The organism is Sphingomonas sp. Root720, from assembly GCF_001428605.1.
In the GTDB taxonomy this organism is placed as follows: domain Bacteria; phylum Pseudomonadota; class Alphaproteobacteria; order Sphingomonadales; family Sphingomonadaceae; genus Rhizorhabdus.
Genome location: NZ_LMID01000011.1, coordinates 14,956 through 37,007, shown reverse-complemented (window position 1 = coordinate 37,007; position 22,052 = coordinate 14,956). Strand labels below are relative to the sequence as shown.

Sequence of the window (22,052 nt, the reverse complement as noted above, 5' to 3'; positions counted from 1 at the left end):
GATGGCACAGGCTCCGGCCTCCGAACTGCGTCTCCGCATCCTGTCCGGTATCGCCATGATCGCTGTGGCCATCGCCGCGCTGTGGCTGGGCGGGCTGGTCTTCTGGGGTTTGTCGTCGCTGCTCGCGGTGCTGATGATGGTGGAATGGGCCGCCATGGCCAGGGCGGGCCGCTGGCAGGTGATTCTCGGTGCGGTGATCGTCGCCGCGCTCATGCTGTCGGCGATCTCCTTCGCCGATCCGGCGATGCTCGGCCCCCTTTCGGGACGGCTGATCGCACAGACCGTCGATTTGACCGGACTGGCGGCGATCCTGCTCGCGGTCGTCAGCTTTCGCGCGTGCCTCGGCGCGGGGGTGCTCTACGCGGTGTTTCCGGCGGTGGCCCTGGTCTTCCTGCGTGAGCAGCCGGGGCAGGGGCTTTTCCTCGCGCTCTGGACGCTCGTCGTCGTCTGGGCGACCGACATCGGCGCTTTCTTCGCCGGTCGGGCGATCGGCGGGCCCAGGCTCGCGCCGGCGCTCAGCCCCAACAAGACATGGGCGGGATTGATCGGGGGGATGGTCGCCGCCGCCGTCATCGGCGCGCTGCTCGCATGGTCCGCCGGCCTGCCGCTATTCTGCTGGGTTGCCGCCGCGCCGCTCGCGGTCGCGGCACAGATGGGGGACCTGTTCGAAAGCTGGCTCAAGCGGCGCTCGGGCGTGAAGGACAGCGGCAAGCTGCTGCCCGGCCATGGCGGCGTGCTCGATCGGCTCGATGGCGTGGTCCCGGTGGCGGTGCTCGTCGCGGCGGCTGTGGCGGGAGGCCTATTGTGAGCGTGCGGAGCGTCACCATCCTCGGCGCGACCGGCTCGGTCGGGACCTCGACGCTCGACCTCGTCGAGCGCGAGCCCGATCGTTTCCGGGTAGCCGCACTGACCGCGCAGCGCGACGTCGACGGGCTGGCAGCGGCAGCGCGCAGGACGGGGGCCGCGTTGGCCGTGATCGGCGATCCCGCGCGGTACGAGGACCTCAAGGCCGCGCTGGCGGGGACGAAGACCCGGGTCGCGTCGGGCGAGCAGGCGATCGTCGACGCCGCCGCGCTCGGCGCCGACTGGACGATGGCGGCGATCGTCGGGATCGCGGGTCTTCGTCCGACCATGGCCGCGCTGGCCGGAGGCGGGACGGTGGCGCTCGCCAACAAGGAATCGCTGGTCTCGGCCGGCGCGCTGGTGACAGATGCCGCGCAGGCGCACGGTGCGACGCTGCTGCCGGTGGATTCCGAGCATAATGCCGTTTTCCAATGTTTCGATCATGCCGCGCCGGGCAGCATCCGCAAGATCACGCTGACCGCGAGCGGCGGCCCGTTCCGCGACTGGAGCATCGAGGCGATGCGCGCGGCGACCCCGGCCCAGGCGGTCAAACATCCCAACTGGTCAATGGGCGCCAAGATCTCGGTCGATTCCGCGACCCTGATGAACAAGGGCCTCGAACTGATCGAGGCGTTCCACCTTTTCCCGCTGCCGGCCGACGGCTTCGACGCCATCATCCACCCGCAATCGGTCGTCCATGCGCTCGTCGACTATGTCGACGGGTCGGTGCTGGCCCAGCTCGGTACCCCCGACATGCGGACTCCGATCGCCCATAGTCTCGCCTGGCCGCAGCGCATGGCGACCCCGTGCCGACCGCTCGATCTCGCCGCGATCGGCCGGCTCGATTTCCTGGCGCCGGACCATGAACGTTTTCCGGCGCTGACGATCGCGCTGGAGGTGCTGGCGGCCGGGGGCGCCCGCTCGGCGATCCTCAACGCCGCGAACGAAGTGGCGGTCGCCGCCTTTCTCGACGGACGCATCGGCTTCCTCGACATCGCGTTAATCGTGCGCAAAGCCTTGGACCGCTATGATCCGCCGGCCCCGGTCTCGATCGACGATGTCTTCGCAATCGACGCCGGCGCCCGCAGGGCCGCGCAGGCGGCCATGGAGATTATGACGGCGTGACAGATAGTCCCGGTATCCTCTTCACGCTATTGGCGTTTCTGCTCGTCATCGGGCCGCTGATCTTCGTCCACGAACTCGGGCATTATTTTGCAGGACGCTGGTTCGGCGTGAAGGCCGACGCCTTCTCGATCGGCTTCGGGCGGGAGATTGCCGGCTATACCGATTCGCGCGGTACCCGCTGGAAGCTCGGCTGGATGCCGATGGGGGGCTATGTCAAATTCGCGGGCGACATGAACCCTGCGAGCACGCCGACACCCGAATGGCTCGCGCTGCCACCCGAGGAGCGCGCGAAGACCTTCCAGGCCAAGCCGGTGTGGCAGCGCTTCCTGATCGTCTTCGCCGGCCCCTTCACCAACTTCATCGTGGCGATCGCCATCTTCATGGCCTTTTTCGCGGCCTATGGCGCGCCGCGCACCCCGTCGATCATCTCGGCGGTGATGGAGGGATCGCCGGCAGCCGAGGCGGGCATGCGGCCCGGCGACCGGGTCGTCGCGATCGAGGGGCGCCCGATCGAGCGGTTCGATGATCTCGCCGACATGATCCGTTTTCGCCCGGAGGAGCGGCTGCGCATCGATTTCGTCCGCGGTTCGGCCGAGAAGACCGTGTTCGTAGTACCCGCCGCCAATGTCGAGCGCGACCGCTTCGGCAACGAATTCCGCAAGGGAACGATCGGCGTGATGTCGGGGCCGCAGATCGTGGTGCCGGTACCGCTGCACGAACTCCCGGTGGAAGCGACCCGCCAGACCTTCGGTATCGTCCGCATGATGGTCGATACGCTCGGCCAGATCGTTACCGGCCGCCGTTCCGTCAAGGAACTTGGCGGCCCTATCAAGATCGCCCAGGTGTCCGGACAGCAGGCGTCACTGGGCCTGCTCAACTTCGTCATGCTCATGGCGCTTATTTCGATTAATCTGGGATTCATCAACCTGTTGCCAATTCCCATGCTCGACGGTGGTCATCTGGTCTTCTACCTGTTCGAGGGAATAGCGCGCCGGCCTGTGCCGGAAAGGGCGATGGAATGGGCGTTTCGATCGGGGCTGGCGGTGCTGCTGTCGTTCATGATCTTCGTGACGCTCAACGATATTCTCTCGTTAGGGGCACTGGAACGGCTTGCCGGGTTGATCGGCTGAGCTTGTTGGGGCAGTGCATGCGCACGCTCCTGCGATCTGGAGCCAGGGATTCTTTCGAGGCGGGGAACGCGTGACGGCGACGACGACGAACTTTCATCGGGCGCGACTTGTGTCGGCGCTTCTCGTCGGCACGATGCTCGGCGGCCTCGCGCAGCCGGCGCTGGCGCAGCAGGCGGCCGCGGCACCCGCGACGCCGGCACCGGTCCCCGCGGCGTCGGAGCCTGCCGCGCTCGCGCCGGCACGCGAACTGGGCGTCATCAAATCGGTCAATGTCGCCGGGTCGGAGCGTCTGGAACCCGATACGGTACGGTCCTACGTCAAGCTGGCTCCGGGCGAGACCTACACCCGCGAGGCGCTCGATCAGGCGCTGAAGGATCTCTACGAGACCGAGCTGTTCGCGGACGTGCAGGTGCGCGACGACGGTTCGGGCAACATCACCCTCCAGGTGCGCGAGAACCCGGTCGTCAACCGCATCGTGCTGGAAGGCAACAAGCGACTCAAGTCGGACAAGATCAATCCGGAGATCAAGCTGGCGCCACGCCAGATCTTCACCCGGTCGAAGGTCCGCGCCGACGTCAACCGGATCATCGAGCTGTACCGCCGCCAGGGCCGCTTCGCCGCAACCGTCGAGCCGAAGATGGTCCAGCTCGACCAGAACCGCGTCGACATCATCTTCGAGATCCACGAGGGCGACAAGTCAAAGGTCCGCAAGATCAATATCATCGGCAACGAGAAGTTTTCCGATGGCCGCCTGCGCGGCGAAATGGCGACCAAGCAGACCGGCATCACCAAGATCTTCTCGTCGGGTACCAGCTACGATCCCGACCGCATGTCCTACGACCAGCAGAAGTTGCGCCAATATTACCTGACGCAAGGCTATGCCGACTTCCGCGTGGTGTCCGCCGTGGCCGAGCTGACGCCGGACAAGAAGGACTTCATCATCACCTATGTGGTCGAGGAAGGGCAGCGCTATAAATTCGGCGACGTCGACCTCGAGAGCGATATTCGCGACATCAAGGCGTCGACGTTCAAATATCTGCTGCCGATGCACAAGGGCGACTGGTACAACGCCAAGCTCGTCGAGGACACGGTCGACTCGATCACCGAGGCAACCGGCGTGTTCGGCTTCACCCCCGACGTCCGTCCCGATTTCAATCGCGACAAGGACGAGTTGACGATGGGGGTGGTCTTCAAGATCAACCAGTCGCCGCGCGTCTATGTCGAGCGGATCGACATCAACGGCAACACGCATACCAAGGACAAGGTCGTCCGCCGCGAATTCCGCTTGTCGGAAGGCGATGCCTTCAACAGCTTCAAGGTCAAGCGCTCGCGCGACCGCATCCAGTCGCTGGGTTTCTTCCAGGACAAGTTCGAAGTCGAGCAGAAGCCCGGCTCCGCGCCCGACCGCGTCGTCCTCGAGGCCAATGTCGAGGAGAAATCCACCGGCGAGCTGCAGGTGTCTGCGGGCTATTCGAGCCTCGAGCGCTTCATCGTCGACCTGTCGATCCGCGAGCGCAACTTCATGGGCAAGGGGCAGGAGCTCCGCGCCGGCGTCAGCTACTCGACCTATTCGAAGTCGATCGAGCTCGGTTTCACCGAGCCTTATGTGTTCGACAAGAACATTGCGGTCGGCGTCGACCTGTTCCGCCGCGACTATAATTCGTTCAGCTTCTCAGGCAATGATCGCAACACCACCTACGAGCAGACGACCACCGGCTTCCAGATCCGCGCCGGCGTGCCGCTGACCGAGTTTATCACCCTCGCGACCCGCTATGGCCTGAGCTACGACAAGGTCGCGCTCAACAAGTTCACCTATTACACCGACACGGACAATGACGGCGTTCGCGACTCCTGCGATCCGATCATCGCGGGCCGCTATCTTTGCGACGCGATCGGCAACCGCCTGACCTCGTCGGTCGGCTATTCGCTGGTGTTCGACAACCTCAACAACCGCATCCGGCCGTCACGCGGCCAGCGCGCGGTGTTCAGCCAGGACTTCGCCGGCCTTGGCGGCAAGGTCCGCTATATCAAGTCGTCGGTGCAGGCGACCAAATATTGGGGGCTGGGCGGCGGCTTCATCTTCTCGGCGGGTGCCGAGGGCGGCTATATCAAGGGCCTCGGCCAGGACATTCGCCTGGTCGACCGCTTCTACCTCGGCGAACCCGACATGCGCGGCTTCGGCATCCGTGGCGTCGGCCCGCGCGTGATCCGTCGCTTCATCGATCCGCAGACGGGGCAGTTTGCCGAGACCAGCAACAACAACCTGACGACCGACGACGCGCTGGGCGGCAACACCTATTACAAGGGCCGCCTTGAACTGGAGATCCCGCTCGGCAACGGCGCCCGCGAGTTGGGCCTGCGGCCGTCGATATTCATGGATGTCGGCGCGGTGTTCGGAGTGAAGAAGCCAGCGCTGACCGCGCCGGAAAATGCCGGCTACCCGTTCCTTAAGGACGAGAACGGCAACTATATTCCGGTCATCCGCAATCAGCTCGATTCCCAAGGTCGGCAAATCTACATCGTCGCCGCAGGCCAGGACAATGCCGGCTTCACCACCTTGTGCGCGGTCGGTTATTCCGACTCGGCGAAGAAACCGTGCGTCGGCGGCGTGCCCGGCGTCACTAACGACAAGGCGACCAATTCGATCTCGCCCTTCCGCGAGGATTTCGTCGGCGATAGTGCCAAGCCGCGCCTCTCGGTTGGTTTCGGCGTCAACTGGAACTCGCCCTTCGGGCCCTTCCGCATCGACGTCGCGAAGGCGCTCCTCAAGGAGCGCGGCGACAATACCAAGCTCTTCACTTTCAACGTAGGGACACAGTTCTGATGACATCGCTTCTGAAGATGGCGGCCAGTGTGGCCGCTCTCGCGCTCATACCCGCCGCGGCCAATGCGCAGGCCGCTGCGGCACCCGCCGCCGTCAACACCGGTGTCGCCGTCGTCGACCTCGAAGGCGCGGTGGGCGGCTCGGCTGCTTATGCATCGGCGATGAAGCAGATCGAAACCACCTACAAGGCGCAGCTTACCGCGCTTCAGACCCGCCAGACCGCGATCCAGGCCGAGTTGGCGCCGCTGCGCACCGAGATCGAGAATCTGCAGAAGAACCCGGCGACGCCGAAGGCCACGCTGGACGCCAAGATCGCCGGCTTCCAGCAGAAGGGCCAGGCCGCCCAGGCAGAGCTGCAGCGGCTTGCGGCCCCGGTCGCCCGTCCGCAGGCCTATGTGAAGGAGCAGATCGGCGCCAAGGTCGAGCAGGCCCTGAAGGCCGCGATGACCGCCAAGAAGGTCGGCCTCGTCATCGGTCCGGAAGCCGTCGTCGCCGTGCAGGGCGGTTCGGACCTGACCGCCGACGTCATCGCCCAGCTCAATGCGCTGGTGCCGAGCGTCTCGATCACCCCGCCGGCCAATTGGCAGCCGGGCCAGGCCCAGCAGGCCGCCGCTGCGGCGGGACGCTGACGACGCCTCGATGAGCGACGCTGTTTCGAAGAGGCTTGGCCCGCTGGATATCCGGCGGGTCATGGCCGCACTGCCGCATCGTTACCCGTTGCTCCTCGTCGATCGCGTCGAGGAACTGGTGGTCGACGAGCGGATCACGGCGATCAAGGCCGTCACGATCAACGAGAATTTCTTCCAGGGGCATTTCCCCGGGCGTCCGATCATGCCGGGCGTGTTGATCGTGGAGGCGATGGCGCAGGCGGCCGGGATTCTCGCGGTCGAGTCGCTGGGGCTCGCGGGTTCGGGCAAGCTCGTCTACTTCATGGCGATCGACGAGGCGAAGTTTCGCACGCCGGTCGAGCCCGGCGTTCTGCTTCGCCTGGAAGTCGCCTTCGTCCAGAAGCGCGCCAGCGTCTGCAAGTTCGAGGGCAAGGCCTATATCGGCGACAAACTCGCCGCCCAGGCCAATTTCACGGCGATGATCGCGGATCCGCCCGCCGAATGACGTCCTTCCTTCCTGGAGCATCCAGGAAGGAAGCTGCCTTGCCTTATGAAGGCCGACGCTGTAGAGGCGCCGCTTCGCTTCCCGGCTGGTCGGAAACCAGCCATTTTTCTGGAGCCAGAAGACGATGAAGAAAGATATCCATCCCGACTACCACAGCATCACGGTGCAGCTGGTCGACGGTACCACCTACAAGACCCGCTCGACCTACGGCGCTGAGGGCGACACGCTGCAGCTCGACATCGATCCGTCGGTGCATCCGGCCTGGACCGGCGGCAAGTCGCACATGCTCGACGCGGGCGGCCAGGTTGCGCGCTTCAACAAGCGTTTCGGCGGGCTCACCCTCGGCAAGAAATAAGCCTGGCGCCGAGCATTCGGGCATGGATATGGCTGGGCATCGCCCGGCCATTTTCATTTTCGGGCCACATCGTCGCGGGGAATGCTGGTGACAAGCCTCTATAGTCGCTTCCGGGTGCCCATCTTCTGGACGACGATGCTGGTCGTCTATGCGCTGGCGATCATGCCGGCGCCGCAGGCGCCCAGCCTTGGTGCCGGCGACAAGGTCAACCATATTGCGGCCTTCTTCGTCCTGACGCTGCTCGGCCGCGCGGCCTATCGTAGGGCCGCCGCCTGGCGCCTGGGCGTCGGGCTGTCGCTGTTCGGCATCCTGATCGAACTCACCCAGGCCATCCCGATCCTGCAACGAGACGCCAGCTTCCGGGACTGGGCGGCGGACAGTGCCGCAATCCTGGTCGCGCTGGCGTTGGCGCTGCTGCTGGAGCGTTTCGTTCCTGGAAGCGGTACGCGCCGGTCGTTCTAACCGGGGAAGGCGTCCAGCGGAATCCGCAGATAGCGGATGCCGTTATCCTCGGGCGCGGGCGGGCGGCCCGCGCGCATGTTGACCTGAATCGACGGCAGCAGCAGCCGGGGCACCGCCAGGCCCGCATCGCGGCCTTCGCGCATGGCGACGAAGGCATCCTCGCTGATCCCGTCATGGGCATGGATATTGCCGCGCCGTTCGGCCTCGACGGTGCTCTCCCACTGATAGGTGTCGCGGCCAGCGGGCAGATAGTCGTGACACATGAACAGACGGGCATGTCCGGGCAGCCGCAGGATACGGCGTAGCGAACGGAACAGCTGCCGGGCATCCCCGCCCGGAAAATCAGCCCGGGCGGTACCGTAATCGGGCATGAACATGGTGTCGCCGACGAAGACCGCGTCGCCCACCACATAGGCGACGCAGGCCGGCGTATGTCCGGGCACATGGAGCACGGTCGCGTCCAGCCCGCCGATGCGGAAGCGATCGCCGTCGGCGAACAGCCGGTCGAAGTCCGCTCCATCGGCGACGAATTCGCTTCCGGGGCGAAACAGGCGGCCGAAGCTGGTCTGGACGGCGGAGATATGCTCGCCGATCGCGATCACGCCGCCGACCCGTTCCTGCAGATAGGGCGCCGCCGAGAGGTGATCGGCATGGACGTGGGTTTCGAGCAGCCATGTGACGCGCAGACCCTGCGCCTCGACATGGGCGGCGATACGGTCCGCCGGGGCGCTGTCGGTGCGTCCCGAGGCCGGATCATAACCCATCACCGGATCGACAATGGCGGCGTCGCGGCTCTCGGGGTCGTGGACCACATAGGATATGGTCGAGGTCCCGGGATCGAAAAAGCCCATGACCGCCGGCCGGGCTGCCGCCGCGTTGATCTGCCCGCTCGCCCTGGCTAGGGCCGGATCGTTGGACATCGGCGCGAATCCTCCTTCGATCATGGCCAGAAATCGGAACCGCCGCGCCGGTCCGCGAAGGCCTTGGCCACCGCCTGGGCGGTTTCGACGAGGCTGACGATGATCGGAATGGTCGGCGGCGACTTGTAGCAGGCGTTCATCGCCCAGGCCGGGAAGCTTTCCCTGACCTTGAGCGGGGCGACCTCGCCCGATGCGATCCAGGGGCGGGCGAGAAGGAGCGGCACCGGCAGCACGCCGAAACCCTGCGCCACCATCTGGATCCCGGTGGCGGGCGAATAGCCGCAGGAAATGCGCAGCGGCGACGGACGGTCAGGCGAATAGTTCGGGTTGTGCCGTTTCAGATAGCCGACCTGCCAGTTATAGCCGGGCGTTCCCCGTGGCGGCATGATGATCGGCATCTCGCACAACTGCTCGATGTTGATCGGCTTGGCGACGTCGAATTTGCGGGGATTGGCGAGCCACTCGACGCGATAGTTGCACAGCGGCGCGTTGACGATCCGGCTCTCGTCGATCCCGTTGGCGACCAGCGCGATGTCGATCTCGTCCGCCATCAGCATCCGGCTGAGATTGTTGGCGCTGTCGGTGACGATGTCGAATTGATAGTCGACATATTTGCTGGCCAGGACGGCGGTGAGATCGCCCATCCAGCTAAGCGTGATGACGTCGGATGCGCCGATGCGGACGGGGCGTCCGAGCACATTGTCCTCCGACGCGATCGACTTCAGCTCCTTGGACAGCTGGACGATCTGCTCGCAGCGATCGAGGATGCGGCGACCGGCGGCCGTTAGCTCGAACCCCTTGGAACTGCGCTCGTAGAGGGTGACGCCCAGCAACTCCTCGAGCGCGACGATCCGGCCCGAGACGGCTGGCTGGCTCGCGTGCATCCGCTCGGCGGTGCGGCTGAAGCTCTTCAGCCGCGCCAGCCAGATGAAGGTTTCCAGGAACCGTGTGTTCATCTGCGTCTTCCGTCCCGATCAGTCCCTTGCGGCCGACATGCTAGCCGCCGTCCGCCGAACCGCCAGCCCCCCGCGGGCCGGCACGTCGCCTGTTCCGACCATAGCCGGACCGGAGGCGGAGGGGCCCAATCATTTCTTCCGATGGAATCCGATCGGCGGATGTTGGCGCGGCCGGTTCCGCCCGGTTTTCGGGCGCGATCACGAATGCTGATCGACCTCCATCGGAAAATCGCGTTGGCCGTCGCCGGAAGCGCGGCGGTACTCAGGGGCAACCGACGGCGCCATCCGGTGGGCGTGATGCGCCGTCCCTCCGCCGGCCCCCCACACGGGCGTCCGGTCGCTTGCCAGAAGGAAGATGAATGTATCGCATAGGGTTCGACGTGGGCGGGACCTTCACCGACTTCACCATGCTGGATGAAGGGAGCGGGGCCGTCCATTATTTCAAGGTACCTTCCACGCCGCACGATCCGTCCGAAGCGATCGGAACGGGACTGTCGGCACTGATCGCCGATCACGGCATCGATCCGGCGCTGGTCCGTCACCTGGGCCACGGCACCACGGTCGCCACCAACATGGTGATCGAGCGCAAGGGCGCGCTGACGGGCCTGATCACCACCCGCGGCTTTCGCGACACGCTCGAGATCGGCCGGCAGACTCGCCCGCATCTCTATGACTATTCGATCGGCCGGCCGACTCCGCTCGTGCCGCGCGAACTGCGGATCGAGGTCGCCGAACGCATCCTGTCCGACGGCACGGTCGAGGTCCCGCTCGATGAGGAGCAGGTAGCCGAGGCCGCCCGCGCGCTGGGCGCCGCCGGTGTCGGCGCGGTGGTGATCTGCTTCCTGCACAGCTATCGCCGTCCGGAGCATGAGCGGCGGGCCGGAGAGATCGTCCGCGCGATCCTGCCCGATGCCTATGTCAGCCTGTCCTCGAACGTTCTGCCCGAATTCCGCGAGTTCGAGCGCATGTCGACGACCGTCCTCAACGCCTATATGGGCCCGCGCATGGGCACCTATCTGGAAAGGCTGCTCGGCCGGGTCGGCGACCTCGGCATCACCGGCGAACTCAACACCGTCCATTCGAACGGCGGCCTGATGTCGGTGCCCACCGTCCGCGAGATTCCGGTGCGAACCTGCGTCTCGGGACCGGCGGCGGGCGTGATCGGCGCGGCGGAGATCGGTCGCTTCGCCAATTTTCCCAACCTCGTCACCTTCGACGTGGGCGGGACCTCGACCGACGTATCGGTGATCGTCGCCGGCAAGCCGCTGTTCGCGTCGGACCGCCTGGTGGCCGACTATCCGGTCAAGACCCCGATGATCGACATCCACGTCATCGGTGCCGGCGGCGGCAGCATCGCCGCGATCGACGATGCCGGCGCATTGAAAGTGGGTCCGCGCAGCGCCGGTGCGGCGCCCGGCCCGGTCGCCTATGCCCGCGGTGGGACCGAACCGACGATCACCGACGCCAATATCGTGCTGGGCCGGCTCGATCCGGTCGCGCTGCTCGAAGGCCGGCTGCCCGTCGATGCGGAGGCGGCGCGCCAGGCGATCGAGGAACGGATCGCGCGCCCGCTGGGCCTGTCCGTCGAGGAGGCCGCGCATGGCATCCTGCGCATCGCCAATGCCAATATGAGCCGCGCGATCCGGTCGGTGTCCACCGAACGCGGGCATGACATCCGCGATTTCGCGCTGTTCGCCTATGGCGGCGCCGGTCCGCTCCACGCCTGCGACCTGGCCCAGGATTGCGGTATCCGCACCGTCCTGGTGCCGCAGGAACCCGGCACGTTGTGCGCGCGCGGCATCCTGCTGTCCGACATCAACATGGATTTCGTCCGCAGCGAGCTCAGCCTTGCCGGCGATCTGTCGTGGCGGCGGGTCTGCGCCGTGCTGGGCGAGATGCGCGACGAGGCCACCGCCTGGCTGGTCCGGGAAGGCGTCGCCGCGGAGGACCAGCTACTCCGGATCATGGTCGACGCGCGCTACGACGGGCAGAATTTCGAGGTGTCGGTGCCGCTCGACGACGTCCGGGCGGACGGGCTGGACGATATGGTGCAGCGCTTCCGCCGCCAGCATGTCCAGGAATATGGCTATGACGTTTCGGACCGTCCGGTCGAGATCGTCAATTGCCGCGTCCAGGCCGTCGGCCGGGTGGCGCGGGTCCCCGTCTCGGCACCCGTGGCGGTGCCCGGCCTCGAACCGGTCAAGGGCCGCCGCCCCGTCTATTTCGGCAAGGAGACCGGCTGGGTCGAAACATCGATCTACCGCCGCGGGCAGCTGCCGATCGGGCGGACCTTCGCCGGTCCGGCGATCATCGAGGAGATGAGCTCGACCCTCATCGTCCAGCCCGGCCAGACCGTGACGGTCGATCCGGTCGGCAACCTCATCGTGTCGATCTTCGAATAGGAATTGCAGACAATGGCAGACAGGGATTCCCCGATCAGCAAGGCCGAAGGGCCGTTGTTCGATCCGATCGCGATGGAGGTTTTCTCCAACCGGCTCCTCTCGATCACCGAGGACATGGGCAACCGGCTGGTCCGCGCCTCCTTCTCGCCCAACATCAAGGAGCGCAAGGACTGCTCGGTCGCGATGTTCGACGGCAAGGGGCGGCTGATCGCCCAGGCCGCGCATATACCGATGCATCTCGGCTCGCTGTCGGGTGGCGTCGAGACGGTGCTCGGCGGCTATGGGCTGGAGAATGTCCGCGAAGGCGACGTGTTCATCTGCAACGACGCCTATCTGGCGGGCGGCACCCACGCCCCCGACATCACCATCGTCACCCCGATCTTCTGGGAAGGGCGTTGCCGCTTCTTCGCTGCGAACATCGGCCACCATTCGGATGTCGGCGGCACCTATCCCGGCTCGGTCTCGCCGACCGCGCGCACGGTCTTCGAGGAAGGCATTCGCATTCCTCTGGTTCGCATCGTCCGCGAAGGCGAACTGGACATGGGGCTGATCACCCTGCTGGCCCAGAACAGCCGCGAGCCGGCCGACCGGGTCGCCGACCTCAAGGTCCAGATCGCCGCCAACGAGCGCGGCGCGCAGCTGATGCTCGACCTGGTCCGCCAGCTCGGCATCGACGCGGTCGAGCAGTCGATCGAGGACATCTTGTCCTACACCGCGCGCCGCCTCCGCAACCGGATCGCAGCGCTGAAGGACGGAACCGGCAGCCATGTCTGCTATCTCGACGACGACGGCTTCGGCGGCGACCCGGTGGCGATCAAGGCGACCCTGACGGTCGAGGGCGAGACCCTGACCGTCGACTTCGAAGGATCGGGACCCCAGTGCCGCGGCAGCTACAACATGCCCGAGAGCGCGATGCTGGCGAGCGTCTATTATGCGGTGAAGACGATGCTCGATCCCGAGCTGATGGCGAACGAGGGCATGTTCGCCTCGATCACGATGCGTGCGCCCGAGGGCACCATCACCAACCCGACCTTCCCGGCGGCGGTCGGCATGCGGTCGAACACCGCGCAGCGCGTCGCCGCCTCGGTCATCGGTGCCTTCGCGCACTTCCTTCCCCGCGAGCGGGTGATGGCGGCGAGCAACGACGCGATGCCGGCGATGGTCTTCTCCGGGCGCAGCCGGCGACGCGCGGGAACCTATGTCTATGTCGAGACGATCGGCGGCGGCGCGGGCGCCAGGGCGGGGCATGACGGCGCCGACGGCACCCATGTCCACATCACCAATTCGTCCAACTTGCCCGCCGAGGCGCTGGAGAACGAATATCCGCTGGTGGTCGACGAATATAGCCTGATCGCCGACAGCGGCGGGGAAGGCGAGTGGCGCGGCGGCATGGGCATAGCCCGGCAGATCCGCGCGCTCGACGACGACACCTTCTGCTATGCGTCGAGCGAGGGCACCGTCGTTCCGGCCGATGGCGTGTTCGGCGGGGGCAAGGGTGCCGTGGCCCACATCATCCGCGATCGGGGCACCGCGAGCGAACAGGAGATACCGGCGAACCAGCCGCGCCTCGTGCTGGCTGCGGGCCAATCGGTGCGGGTCGAGACCCCCGGCGGCGGCGGTTTCGGTGCCGCCGAGGCACGCGACATCGCGGCGATCGCGGCCGATCTCCGCGCCGGCCGGGTGACGCCGGCTGCGGTCCGCGCCGCCTATGGCGACGCCAAGGCAGCCGAAGCCGAGCAGCTGTCGGCCTGACCGTCGGCGCGGCGGGCGACAATCCGGAAATGCGAAGGATTTGAAATATATGCAAAAGGGACGGATCAGGGACTGGCTTGTCGTATTGCTGCTGATGGGCGCCCTGATCCTGTCCTTCGTCGACCGGATCGGCCTGTCGCTGCTGGTCGATCCGATCCGGGCCGACCTGGGCATCAGCGACGCGCAGATCGGCCTGCTGCAGGGCATCGCCTTCGGCCTGTTCTTCGCGGTGATGGGATTGCCGCTCGGCTGGCTGGCCGATCGCTGGTCGCGCAAGGGCACGATCATGCTGGGCGTCGGTCTGTGGTCGATAGCGACGGCGGCCTGCGGCCTCGCCGTCAACTTTCCCCAGCTGCTGCTCGCCCGGATCGGCGTCGGGGCGGGGGAGGCGGGGCTGGCCCCTGCCAGCTACTCGATCGTCCACGATCGCTTTCCCAAGGAGCAACTGGGGCGGGCGATCAGCCTGTTCCAGGTCGGCGGCGTGCTGGGTGCCGGGATGGCATTGCTGATCACCGGCTATGTCTATCGTCATTTCACTGGCGGGGGCGGGGCCGGGCTGCCGCTGATCGCCGGTCTCAAGCCCTGGCAGCAGACCTTCATCGCGATCGCGACGCCCGGCCTGCTCTTCGTCCTCCTCATCGCGATGATTCGGGAGCCCGAGCGGGGTGCCGGACAGCCCCAGCCTGGCGAGGCGCGGGGTTTCGCGGCGATGACTGCCGCCGTCCGGTCGCGCATCGGCCTTTATCTTCCGCTGTTCGTCGGCATGTCCGGCATCATCATGACGAGCTATGCGCTGGTGTCGTGGATGCCCGCCGTGCTCGGCCGCGAGTTTCACTGGGCGACCGAGACCGTCGGCGTCCGCTACGGACTGGTCGTGTTGACGGCGAGCCCCGTCGGGCTGCTCACGGGCGGATGGCTGGCGGACGCGCTGGTGCGCGCGGGGGTCGCAAACGCGCATGTCCGCGTCGCCGCGCTGGCGGCGACCATCGGCCTGCCGTTCGCGCTGGCCCTCGCCGTGCCGCACGGTCCGGTCGGCCTGTTGGCGGTCGTGGGCGGCATCCACTTCGCCGTGTCGATGCCGATGGGCGTGGTCCCGGCCTTCCTGCAGCTCAGCACGCCCCAGGCGGCGAGGGCACAGGTGTCGGGCCTCTACGTCCTGTTTATCAACGTGGTCGGCCTGGGCTTCGGCCCGACGCTTGTCGGCACATTGTCCACCGGCATGGGCGCGGACGTGACCTCGCTGCGGCTCGCCATGGGCCTGGTGGTCGGACCCGCCATGCTGGTGTCGACGGCGGTGCTGGTCTGGCTCGCCTGGGCCACCCGGTCGGGCCCGGCCGCGAAAATCCGTCTCGCCCGTGCCCATAAGAATCACCGATCGGGACTTATAAGTAAATCTAACTCGAAAATATTCTATATTGTGATATCGATATTTTCGATCACCAATAAAAATCAATAAATTTTGTAAAGGGGTTGGCTATGAAGAAGATAATTTCCAGTTCGTCTGTAAAGGTGCTTGGCTTTATCATCTGCATGGCTCCAGTTGATGGCGCTTTTGCGGCGCCGTCTTCAACCAATGATGAAGCTTCTGCAATGGGAAGTGGAGAGATCGTCGTCACGGCCCGCCGCCGCGCCGAAAGCCTGCAGGATGTGCCGGTCTCGGTGACGGCGTTCGACCAGGCCCAGCTCGAAGCCTCCGGCATCAAGAGTCTGCGAGACATGTCGCGACTGATGCCCGGCGTGCAGTTCACCGAGCGCGGCAGCCTGTCGACCCAGCTCACCATCCGCGGCGTGGGCGGGGATTCGCGCAATATCGGCATCGAGGCCGGCGTGGGCATGTATCTCGACGGCGTCTACATCCCGCGCACATCCGGCTACAATGCCGACTTGGCCGAGATCGCCCAGATCGAGGTGCTGCGCGGCCCGCAGGGAACGCTGTTCGGCAAGAACACCATCGGCGGCGTGATCAACATCACCACCAAGGAGCCGGGCGATACGCTGGAGGGAAGCGTCTATGCCAGCTACGGCAACTACAACGCCTTCCGCACCCAGGCGAGCATCTCGGGCCCGCTGTCCGATACGCTGTCGGCCAAGCTGACCGTCGCGACCTATGACCGCGACGGCTATATCCACAACATCTTCAACGATCAGGACGTCAACGACGAGAACCGCCGCGGCGCCCGTGCGCAGATCGTCTTCAAGCCGTCGGACGCGCTGAAGGTCAAGCTGAACGCGGACTTCACCCGCGACCGGCGCACCGTGCTGCAGACCCAGATGGATTCGGGAGTAGGGGCTGCGGCGCCCTATTACACCGGCAACCGATTCGAGGCGAACAGCGACCAGCCGAACGGCGACAAGCGCAACATGTGGGGCACCGACCTCACCGCCGAATACAGCCTGCCCAACGACATGATGCTCGCGTCGATCTCGGCCTATCGCAAGATCGACGTCACGGTGTCGAGCGACATCGACCAGTTGCCGATCAATCTCTTCAATTCCAACCCCTTGACCGACTTCGTGCAGATGGCGAGCCAGGAGTTCCGGGTGACCTCGCCCGGCGACGGCCCCTTCCGCTACGTCGGCGGCCTCTATTATTATCATCAGCGCGGCACGGCGGTTCGGGAGATCTTCATCGGCGGATCGCTGGCCAACGGCGCACGCAATCGCGCCAAGGCGATCACCAACAGCTACGCCGCCTACATCAACGCCGATTACGACCTGCTGCCGCAGCTCACCGTGAACGGCGGCCTGCGCTACACCTATGAGAAGAAGACCGGCGCCTATCTGCAGGTGCGTGGCCCGGTGCTCAGCTATGATTTCGACGATCTCCGCCGCTCCGACAAGAACGTCTCCTGGACGGCCAGCCTGACGTACAAGCCGACCCGCGCGCTGACCATCTATGCGACGGCGTCGAAGGGCTTCAAGTCGGGCGGCTTCAACCTCGACACGATCGGTGCAGCCAACCTGATCTCGCGCGACCTGACCTTCGGCCCGGAATCGGTGATCAACTACGAGGCGGGCATCAAGGGACAGTTGTTCGACCGCCTCCTGCGCTACAGCCTGTCGGCGTTCCGGATGGATTATTCGGACAAGCAGGTCGCCCAGCTGGTGCCGACCGGCGCCAGCACCGTGTCGTCGGTGCAGGTCACGAACGCGGGCAAGGCACGGATCAAGGGCTTCGAGTTCGAGGCGACCCTGCGGCCGTTCGAGGGCCTGAGCCTGTCTGGCAACGCCTCCTATCTCGACGCTAAATACACTCGCTTCGACTATTCCTCGATCGGATCGACCACGTCGGTCTCCTATGCGGGCAACCGGGTCGAGTTCACGCCCGACTGGATGATCGGCGGCCAGGCCGACTATCGCTTCCCCGCCGGTCCGGGCGAGGTCTTCCTGATCGGCAACGTCACCTATACCGGCGACATGTATCTCCAGCCCGAGGCGCTGCCCAAATATCGCGAAGGCGGCTACACGTTGGTCGATGCCCGGGTCGGCTATGAGGTCGGCAACATCATGATCTCGCTGTGGGGCAAGAATCTCACCAAGCAGGATTACCGGACCTATGCCCGCGTGTTCGGCGGCCTCGATCAGGCCGTCTGGGGCGAGCCGCGCACCTACGGCATCGAGGCCCGCTACCGCTTCTGATCGTGACGGGCGGGGAGGGCCGCTTTCCCGCCCGTCCCGTCGACCATCGCGCCCGCGCGGCGCACGACAAAGAGGTTAACATGGCGATGCTTCCCGAACGGCGTATCTACGTCGTCAATCCGATGCCCGAGCCGATCAGCGCGGATCAGCGCGCGGCGCTGCTGAAGCTCGATACCGGCACGGTCGGCCACCATCTCGAGGCCGGTTTCATGGACGGGGGCATGGTCCCGCGCATCCCGGGCAGCAGGACCGTCGGCACCGCCGTCACCGTGCGGATCACCGTACCGGATTCGGTGATGGCGCATTATGCGCTGAAATTCACCCGACCCGGCGACGTGCTGCTGATCGACCGTGGGCAGGACCAGGGCACCTGCAACTGGGGCGGGGCGACGATCCACGCCGCCGCCGCGACCGGGCTGGAGGGCGTGATCGTCGACGGCGCGGTCAACGATATGGACGATGCCCGCGCGGTCGGCCTGCCGATCTGGGCGCGCAGCATCAGCCCCGTCACCACCAAATATCGCGGCATGGGGGGCGAGTTCAACGTCCCGATCAGTTGCGGCGGCGTCGCGGTCAATCCCGGCGACGCGATCCTCGCCGACGACAATGGCATCGTCGTCATCCCGCGCGACCAGCTCGACGAGGCGATCGAGGGCAGCCTGAAGTGGCTGGAGGCCGAGCAGGGCTTCATGGAGATGTTCCGCAAGAACCCCGGCCTTTGCTACCCCGACGTCACCGGCGCGACCGAGATCGTCGAGGCGGCGCTGCGGGCCCAGTCGGCCTGACGCTGCGGTTTCCCCGCGTCAGGTGGCCGGCCCGGAGTCCTTCGGGCCGGCGCCGGCGGCGCAAACATGTACAGACCGCTCGCCAGAGGCCGTGCGAAGTCAAACCGACCGATAAAGGCGCCACAGCACAGTAGTCGTGCGTGACCTCGTCGCTACCGAAGCTCGCTGCAAAGCGGTGGTGCGCCATTCGCTCGTCAGCGACTCGATCACAGCCTTGGCATGGCGGAAGAGGTGGGATTCGAACCCACGGACGGGTTGCCCCGTCGCTGGTTTTCAAGACCAGTTCCTTAAACCACTCGGACACTCTTCCATACCGATTCGGCGGCTTCAAACGCGCTCCCTTTCGCCGGTCCGCACGGCCCAGGGGCCGCAATTCCCGGTCGACTCGCAGGACCGTCGCCTGAACCACACGCCGCCTCTCCATCGGGCGAACCCGGGGGATGCCCGCCCTTATCGCCGCTGCGGCCTTTCGTGCAAGTCGCACGATCAAAGCATTTCACCCCCGGTCGAAGCTGTGGCAAGCAGTCCCGTGCAAGAAGGGGTAGGAATGCGAATATCGTTGCGTTGTGCAGCCGCGGCCATGGCTTTGATGATGGCGGTTGTCGGAAGCGTTCCATCGGCGGCGCAGCCGGTGCTGGAGGAAGGGCAGGCGCCCGACGATGCGGCGCGGCTGAGCGATGTGCCGGCCGCGGTGGTTCCCAGCGAGGACAGCCAGTTGCGCGCCTTCGTCGCCACCCTGCGGCCGCGCGCGCTGGGGATGGGCATTTCACCGACCCTGTTCGACGCGACGCTGCCGACGCTCACCTTCAACGCCCGCGTCGTAAGACTCGATCGCGCGCAGCCCGGGGCCAGCTCCGCCGCGGCGCCGCCGCCCTTCGCGCCCTATCTGGCCAGCCATGTCGACCGGGTCCGTATCGGCATGGGCCGCTCGCGCTATGGATCGCTCCGTCCGCTGCTGTTGAGGATCGAGCAGGAGACCGGCGTGCCCGAGCAGATCATGCTGGCGATCTACGGGCATGAGACGGGCTACGGCACCTTCACCGGCAATTTCGACCTGCTCAACGCGCTGGCAACACTCGCCTATGAGGGCCGGCGCCGCGAGCTGTTCGCGGACGAATTCCTGAAAACCCTGGTGCTGATGAGCAAGGGCGTACCGCGCAGCCAGCTCAAGGGTAGCTGGGCGGGCGCGACCGGCTATCCGCAGTTCCTGCCGAGCGTCTATCTGCGCCTCGCGATCGACGGCGACAATGATGGCCGGGTCGACATCTGGCGCAGCGAGCCCGACGCGCTTGCCTCGATCGGCAATTATCTGCGCGATGCGGGATGGAAGAGCGGTATCCCATGGGGCGTCGCGGTGCGCGTTCCGGAGGGGGTCGATCGAGCGGCGATCCGCTCGCCCTTGTCCTCGCCGCGCTGTCCGCGCGTGTTCGCCCGGCAGAGCCGCTGGCTGACCATCGCCGAATGGCGCGACAAGGGGTTGATGATGCTGAGCGGCCGCGTCCCGCCCGAGGATGAGCTGGCGGCGCTGATCGAGCCCGACGGCAACGGCAATACCGGCTATTTGCTGACCACCAATTATCGGTCGATCCTCGATTATAACTGCTCGAACTTCTATGCGCTGTCGGTGGGCCTGCTTGGCGATGCGATCGCCGAGTAAAACCGCCGCCTTCGGCATCGCCCTGCTGCTCGCGAGCTGCGGCGTGCCGCGTCCGGAGCGTCCCGGACCGGCGCATCGGCCGATGCCATCGAAGCCGAGGGGGCCCGCGTCGGACACGCCGGTCAAGATCGGCAAGCCCTATCAGGTGGCCGGCCTCTGGTATTACCCGTCCGACGACGCGGGCTATGACGAGGTCGGGCTGGCGTCGTGGTACGGCGCGCAATTCCATGGCGGACAGACCGCCAATGGCGAGCAGTTCGACATGGACAGGGTCGGCGCTGCCCACAAGACGCTGCCGCTGCCCAGCTATGTCGAGGTGACCGCGCTCGACACCGGGCGGACCATCCTCGTCCGGATCAACGACCGCGGTCCCTTCGTCGCCAACCGGATCATCGACCTGTCGCGCCGATCGGCCCAGTTGCTCGGCATCGAGCGGACCGGCGTGTCGCGCGTCCGCGTGCGCCGGGTCAGCCCGTCCGAGACGGACCGGCTCGCCCTGCGCTGGGGCCGTCCCGCAACCGACCGGCCCTATGCCAGCGCGTCCGAGCTGGCGGCACTCAACCAGCGATTCGTCGCGCGGCCCGCCGGGCCCAAGGCGCCGCCGCGGGTCGCCGCCGCCGTCCCCGACGAGGCCGTGCCGGTCGGCGGCTGGTTCATCCAGGTCGCCGCGGTCGGCACCCGCGCGCGCGCGGAGGAGGTCGCCGAATTCGTCGCAGGCCGGGTCGAGCCCGTCGGCGCCCTCTGGCGGGTACGGATGGGGCCCTATAAGAATGAGGCCGAGGCCACGACCGCGCTGGCGCAGGTCCGGTCGGACGGCTATCAGGATGCCCGGCTGGTCAGGATCGCCAGCAACGGCTTCGGTAACGGGCCGCAGTGAATGCCAAGGTTCGGAGGGAATTTCCAGGCAATGACGCGTAGTAAGATCGCCCTGCTTTCCGGTGTTTTCCTCATAGCGGCCATCCCCGCCGAGGCCGCCGCACCGCCGTTCGATACGCCGGCGCCGGTCGCCTATATGAAGGACCTCTCGTCGGGCGCGATCCTCTACGCCAAGAATCCCGACCAGCGGATGCCTCCCGCCTCGATGGCGAAGATGATGACGGTTTACGTCGCCTTCGACCTGATCAGCAAGGGCGAGCTCAAGCTCGACGCCATGGCCACCGTGCGGCCCGAAACGTGGAAGCAATGGCACGGCCCCGCCGCCGGATCGACCATGTTCCTGTCGCCCGGCGAGCAGGTGAGCGTCGCCAATCTGCTGTTCGGCATCGTCACCCTGTCGGGGAACGACGCCTGCGTCGTGCTGGCCGAGCATATCTCGGGCACCGAACAGGCGTTCGTCGCGCTGATGAACCGCCGCGCGAAGGAATTGGGACTGACCAACAGCCATTTCGGCACCTCCAACGGCTGGCCCGACGGCGGCGTCACCTATGTCAGCGCGCGCGATCTCGGCACCCTCGCCGAGAAGACGATCGAGGAGCATCCCAAGCTCTACAAGACCTTCTACAGCCGCCCGAATTTCACATGGGGCAAAACGATGGGATCCGGCCAGGCGATCACCCAGGCCAATCGCGATCCGCTGCTCGGCCGGGTGCAGGGCGCCGACGGGCTCAAGACCGGTCATACCGAAGAGGCCGGCTACGGTTTCACCGGCTCGGCCGAGCAGAATGGCCGCCGCCTCGTCATGGTCCTGTCGGGTCTGACCTCGTTCAACCAGCGCATCGACCAGTCGGTGTCCTTCATGAACTGGGGCTTCCGCGCTTGGCAGTCCAAGCCGGTCGTGCCGAAGGGCCGCAAGGTCCAGGTCGCCGAGGTCCAGCAGGGCGACGAGCGCGAGGTCGGCCTGGTCGCCCCCAAGGATCTCGTCGTCACCATCCCTGCCGGGCTCGGGTCCGACCTCAAGACCAAGGTCGTCTATCAGGGGCCGATCAAGGCGCCGTTCAAGAAAGGCGATCATATCGCCGATCTCATCGTCAGCGGCCCGGACATGGTGCCGCAGAAGCTGCCGCTCGTCGCCGAGCAGGATGTCGGCACCGCCGGCTTCTTCGACCGGATGATGGCGGGCCTGCGCTGGCTGTTCGGCCTCGGCTGAGGC

At 66.2% G+C, this 22,052-nt stretch carries 19 protein-coding genes and 1 tRNA gene; 16 read left to right on the top strand and 4 right to left on the bottom strand.

Going from position 1 to position 22,052, the window contains the following annotated elements; translation table 11 throughout:
• Position 1: 1 nt before the first annotated feature.
• The 8 genes from ASE22_RS10995 to ASE22_RS10960 all read left to right on the top strand — a co-directional run bounded on the left by ASE22_RS10995 (position 2) and on the right by ASE22_RS10960 (position 7,852).
• On the top strand, positions 2-808 hold the full coding sequence (locus ASE22_RS10995; protein WP_056358933.1) for a phosphatidate cytidylyltransferase: 807 nt from the start codon (positions 2-4) through the stop codon (positions 806-808).
• Positions 809-810: 2 nt separating this feature from the next.
• Entirely contained in the window at positions 811-1,968 is a 1,158-nt protein-coding gene (locus tag ASE22_RS10990) for a 1-deoxy-D-xylulose-5-phosphate reductoisomerase (protein ID WP_056358930.1), read from the top strand.
• Positions 1,965-3,098, top strand: a complete 1,134-nt coding sequence (gene rseP, locus ASE22_RS10985) for an RIP metalloprotease RseP (RefSeq protein ID WP_056358928.1) — start codon at positions 1,965-1,967, stop codon at positions 3,096-3,098. Before ASE22_RS10990 ends, rseP begins: the two co-directional genes overlap by 4 nt.
• Before the next feature lie 70 nt (positions 3,099-3,168).
• A complete protein-coding gene (gene bamA, locus ASE22_RS10980) occupies positions 3,169-5,922 on the top strand; it encodes an outer membrane protein assembly factor BamA (protein WP_056358925.1) in 2,754 nt (917 codons plus the stop codon).
• Complete coding sequence (locus tag ASE22_RS10975; protein ID WP_056358922.1) at positions 5,922-6,551, top strand: OmpH family outer membrane protein; 630 nt, start codon at positions 5,922-5,924, stop codon at positions 6,549-6,551. The genes bamA and ASE22_RS10975 overlap by 1 nt, the downstream gene beginning before the upstream one ends.
• A 10-nt stretch (positions 6,552-6,561) precedes the next feature.
• Entirely contained in the window at positions 6,562-7,035 is a 474-nt protein-coding gene (fabZ, locus tag ASE22_RS10970) for a 3-hydroxyacyl-ACP dehydratase FabZ (RefSeq protein WP_056358918.1), read from the top strand.
• A gap of 124 nt (positions 7,036-7,159) precedes the next feature.
• Positions 7,160-7,390: a 50S ribosomal protein L31 gene (gene rpmE / locus ASE22_RS10965; protein WP_056358915.1), complete on the top strand. Its 231-nt coding sequence runs from the start codon at positions 7,160-7,162 to the stop codon at positions 7,388-7,390.
• A gap of 87 nt (positions 7,391-7,477) precedes the next feature.
• Positions 7,478-7,852, top strand: coding sequence for a hypothetical protein (locus tag ASE22_RS10960; RefSeq protein WP_414886668.1), 375 nt, complete (start codon positions 7,478-7,480; stop codon positions 7,850-7,852).
• Here ASE22_RS10960 and ASE22_RS10955 read toward each other — a convergent pair.
• Both ASE22_RS10955 and ASE22_RS10950 read right to left on the bottom strand, forming a co-directional pair.
• Entirely contained in the window at positions 7,849-8,772 is a 924-nt protein-coding gene (locus tag ASE22_RS10955; RefSeq protein ID WP_056361038.1) for an MBL fold metallo-hydrolase, read from the bottom strand. The genes ASE22_RS10960 and ASE22_RS10955 overlap by 4 nt on opposite strands.
• A gap of 20 nt (positions 8,773-8,792) precedes the next feature.
• Positions 8,793-9,728 (bottom strand): LysR family transcriptional regulator, encoded by a 936-nt coding sequence (locus ASE22_RS10950; protein WP_056358908.1) that lies wholly within the window; start codon positions 9,726-9,728, stop codon positions 8,793-8,795.
• 359 nt (positions 9,729-10,087) lie between these two features.
• Between ASE22_RS10950 and ASE22_RS10945 the strand changes: the two genes are divergently transcribed.
• Genes ASE22_RS10945 through ASE22_RS10935 form a run of 3 tightly spaced genes read left to right on the top strand, consistent with a single transcriptional unit; the run spans position 10,088 to position 15,338 of the window.
• On the top strand, positions 10,088-12,130 hold the full coding sequence (locus ASE22_RS10945; RefSeq protein WP_056358905.1) for a hydantoinase/oxoprolinase family protein: 2,043 nt from the start codon (positions 10,088-10,090) through the stop codon (positions 12,128-12,130).
• A 12-nt stretch (positions 12,131-12,142) separates the two neighbouring features.
• Entirely contained in the window at positions 12,143-13,882 is a 1,740-nt protein-coding gene (locus ASE22_RS10940; protein ID WP_056358903.1) for a hydantoinase B/oxoprolinase family protein, read from the top strand.
• 49 nt (positions 13,883-13,931) lie between these two features.
• Positions 13,932-15,338 carry an MFS transporter gene (locus ASE22_RS10935; protein ID WP_056601574.1) on the top strand — a complete coding sequence of 469 codons (1,407 nt, stop codon included), beginning with the start codon at positions 13,932-13,934 and terminating at the stop codon, positions 15,336-15,338.
• On the opposite strand, the gene ASE22_RS27585 is transcribed toward ASE22_RS10935, so the two are convergent.
• Positions 15,319-15,498 carry a hypothetical protein gene (locus tag ASE22_RS27585; protein ID WP_235536409.1) on the bottom strand — a complete coding sequence of 60 codons (180 nt, stop codon included), beginning with the start codon at positions 15,496-15,498 and terminating at the stop codon, positions 15,319-15,321. The two genes, ASE22_RS10935 and ASE22_RS27585, sit on opposite strands and share 20 nt — an antisense overlap.
• Between ASE22_RS27585 and ASE22_RS10930 the strand changes: the two genes are divergently transcribed.
• A complete protein-coding gene (locus ASE22_RS10930) occupies positions 15,473-17,521 on the top strand; it encodes a TonB-dependent receptor (RefSeq protein WP_235536408.1) in 2,049 nt (682 codons plus the stop codon). The genes ASE22_RS27585 and ASE22_RS10930 overlap by 26 nt on opposite strands.
• Before the next feature lie 80 nt (positions 17,522-17,601).
• Positions 17,602-18,306: an RraA family protein gene (locus tag ASE22_RS10925; RefSeq protein WP_056361034.1), complete on the top strand. Its 705-nt coding sequence runs from the start codon at positions 17,602-17,604 to the stop codon at positions 18,304-18,306.
• 220 nt (positions 18,307-18,526) lie between these two features.
• Here ASE22_RS10925 and ASE22_RS10920 read toward each other — a convergent pair.
• Positions 18,527-18,616: transfer RNA gene (locus tag ASE22_RS10920), tRNA-Ser, on the bottom strand.
• 270 nt (positions 18,617-18,886) lie between these two features.
• On the opposite strand from ASE22_RS10920, the gene ASE22_RS10915 reads away from it, so the two are divergent.
• Genes ASE22_RS10915 through ASE22_RS10905 form a run of 3 tightly spaced genes read left to right on the top strand, consistent with a single transcriptional unit; the run spans position 18,887 to position 22,049 of the window.
• Entirely contained in the window at positions 18,887-19,963 is a 1,077-nt protein-coding gene (locus ASE22_RS10915; RefSeq protein WP_162248245.1) for a lytic murein transglycosylase, read from the top strand.
• On the top strand, positions 19,947-20,840 hold the full coding sequence (locus ASE22_RS10910; protein WP_235536406.1) for a septal ring lytic transglycosylase RlpA family protein: 894 nt from the start codon (positions 19,947-19,949) through the stop codon (positions 20,838-20,840). The genes ASE22_RS10915 and ASE22_RS10910 overlap by 17 nt, the downstream gene beginning before the upstream one ends.
• A 30-nt stretch (positions 20,841-20,870) precedes the next feature.
• Positions 20,871-22,049, top strand: coding sequence for a D-alanyl-D-alanine carboxypeptidase family protein (locus ASE22_RS10905; protein WP_056358888.1), 1,179 nt, complete (start codon positions 20,871-20,873; stop codon positions 22,047-22,049).
• The last annotated feature ends 3 nt before the right edge of the window (positions 22,050-22,052 follow it).

Excerpts from the sequence above, each read along its gene's own strand:
- ASE22_RS10995 (WP_056358933.1), top strand. The coding sequence starts at position 2 with ATGGCACAGGCTCCGGCCTCCGAACTGCGTCTCCGCATCCTGTCCGGT.
- ASE22_RS10975 (WP_056358922.1), top strand. The coding sequence starts at position 5,922 with ATGACATCGCTTCTGAAGATGGCGGCCAGTGTGGCCGCTCTCGCGCTC.
- fabZ (WP_056358918.1), top strand. The coding sequence starts at position 6,562 with ATGAGCGACGCTGTTTCGAAGAGGCTTGGCCCGCTGGATATCCGGCGG.
- rpmE (WP_056358915.1), top strand. The coding sequence starts at position 7,160 with ATGAAGAAAGATATCCATCCCGACTACCACAGCATCACGGTGCAGCTG.
- ASE22_RS10955 (WP_056361038.1), bottom strand. The coding sequence starts at position 8,772 with ATGTCCAACGATCCGGCCCTAGCCAGGGCGAGCGGGCAGATCAACGCG.
- ASE22_RS10950 (WP_056358908.1), bottom strand. The coding sequence starts at position 9,728 with ATGAACACACGGTTCCTGGAAACCTTCATCTGGCTGGCGCGGCTGAAG.
- ASE22_RS10945 (WP_056358905.1), top strand. The coding sequence starts at position 10,088 with ATGTATCGCATAGGGTTCGACGTGGGCGGGACCTTCACCGACTTCACC.
- ASE22_RS10940 (WP_056358903.1), top strand. The coding sequence starts at position 12,143 with ATGGCAGACAGGGATTCCCCGATCAGCAAGGCCGAAGGGCCGTTGTTC.
- ASE22_RS10935 (WP_056601574.1), top strand. The coding sequence starts at position 13,932 with ATGCAAAAGGGACGGATCAGGGACTGGCTTGTCGTATTGCTGCTGATG.
- ASE22_RS10930 (WP_235536408.1), top strand. The coding sequence starts at position 15,473 with ATGGGAAGTGGAGAGATCGTCGTCACGGCCCGCCGCCGCGCCGAAAGC.
- ASE22_RS10925 (WP_056361034.1), top strand. The coding sequence starts at position 17,602 with ATGGCGATGCTTCCCGAACGGCGTATCTACGTCGTCAATCCGATGCCC.
- ASE22_RS10915 (WP_162248245.1), top strand. The coding sequence starts at position 18,887 with ATGGCTTTGATGATGGCGGTTGTCGGAAGCGTTCCATCGGCGGCGCAG.
- ASE22_RS10910 (WP_235536406.1), top strand. The coding sequence starts at position 19,947 with ATGCGATCGCCGAGTAAAACCGCCGCCTTCGGCATCGCCCTGCTGCTC.
- ASE22_RS10905 (WP_056358888.1), top strand. The coding sequence starts at position 20,871 with ATGACGCGTAGTAAGATCGCCCTGCTTTCCGGTGTTTTCCTCATAGCG.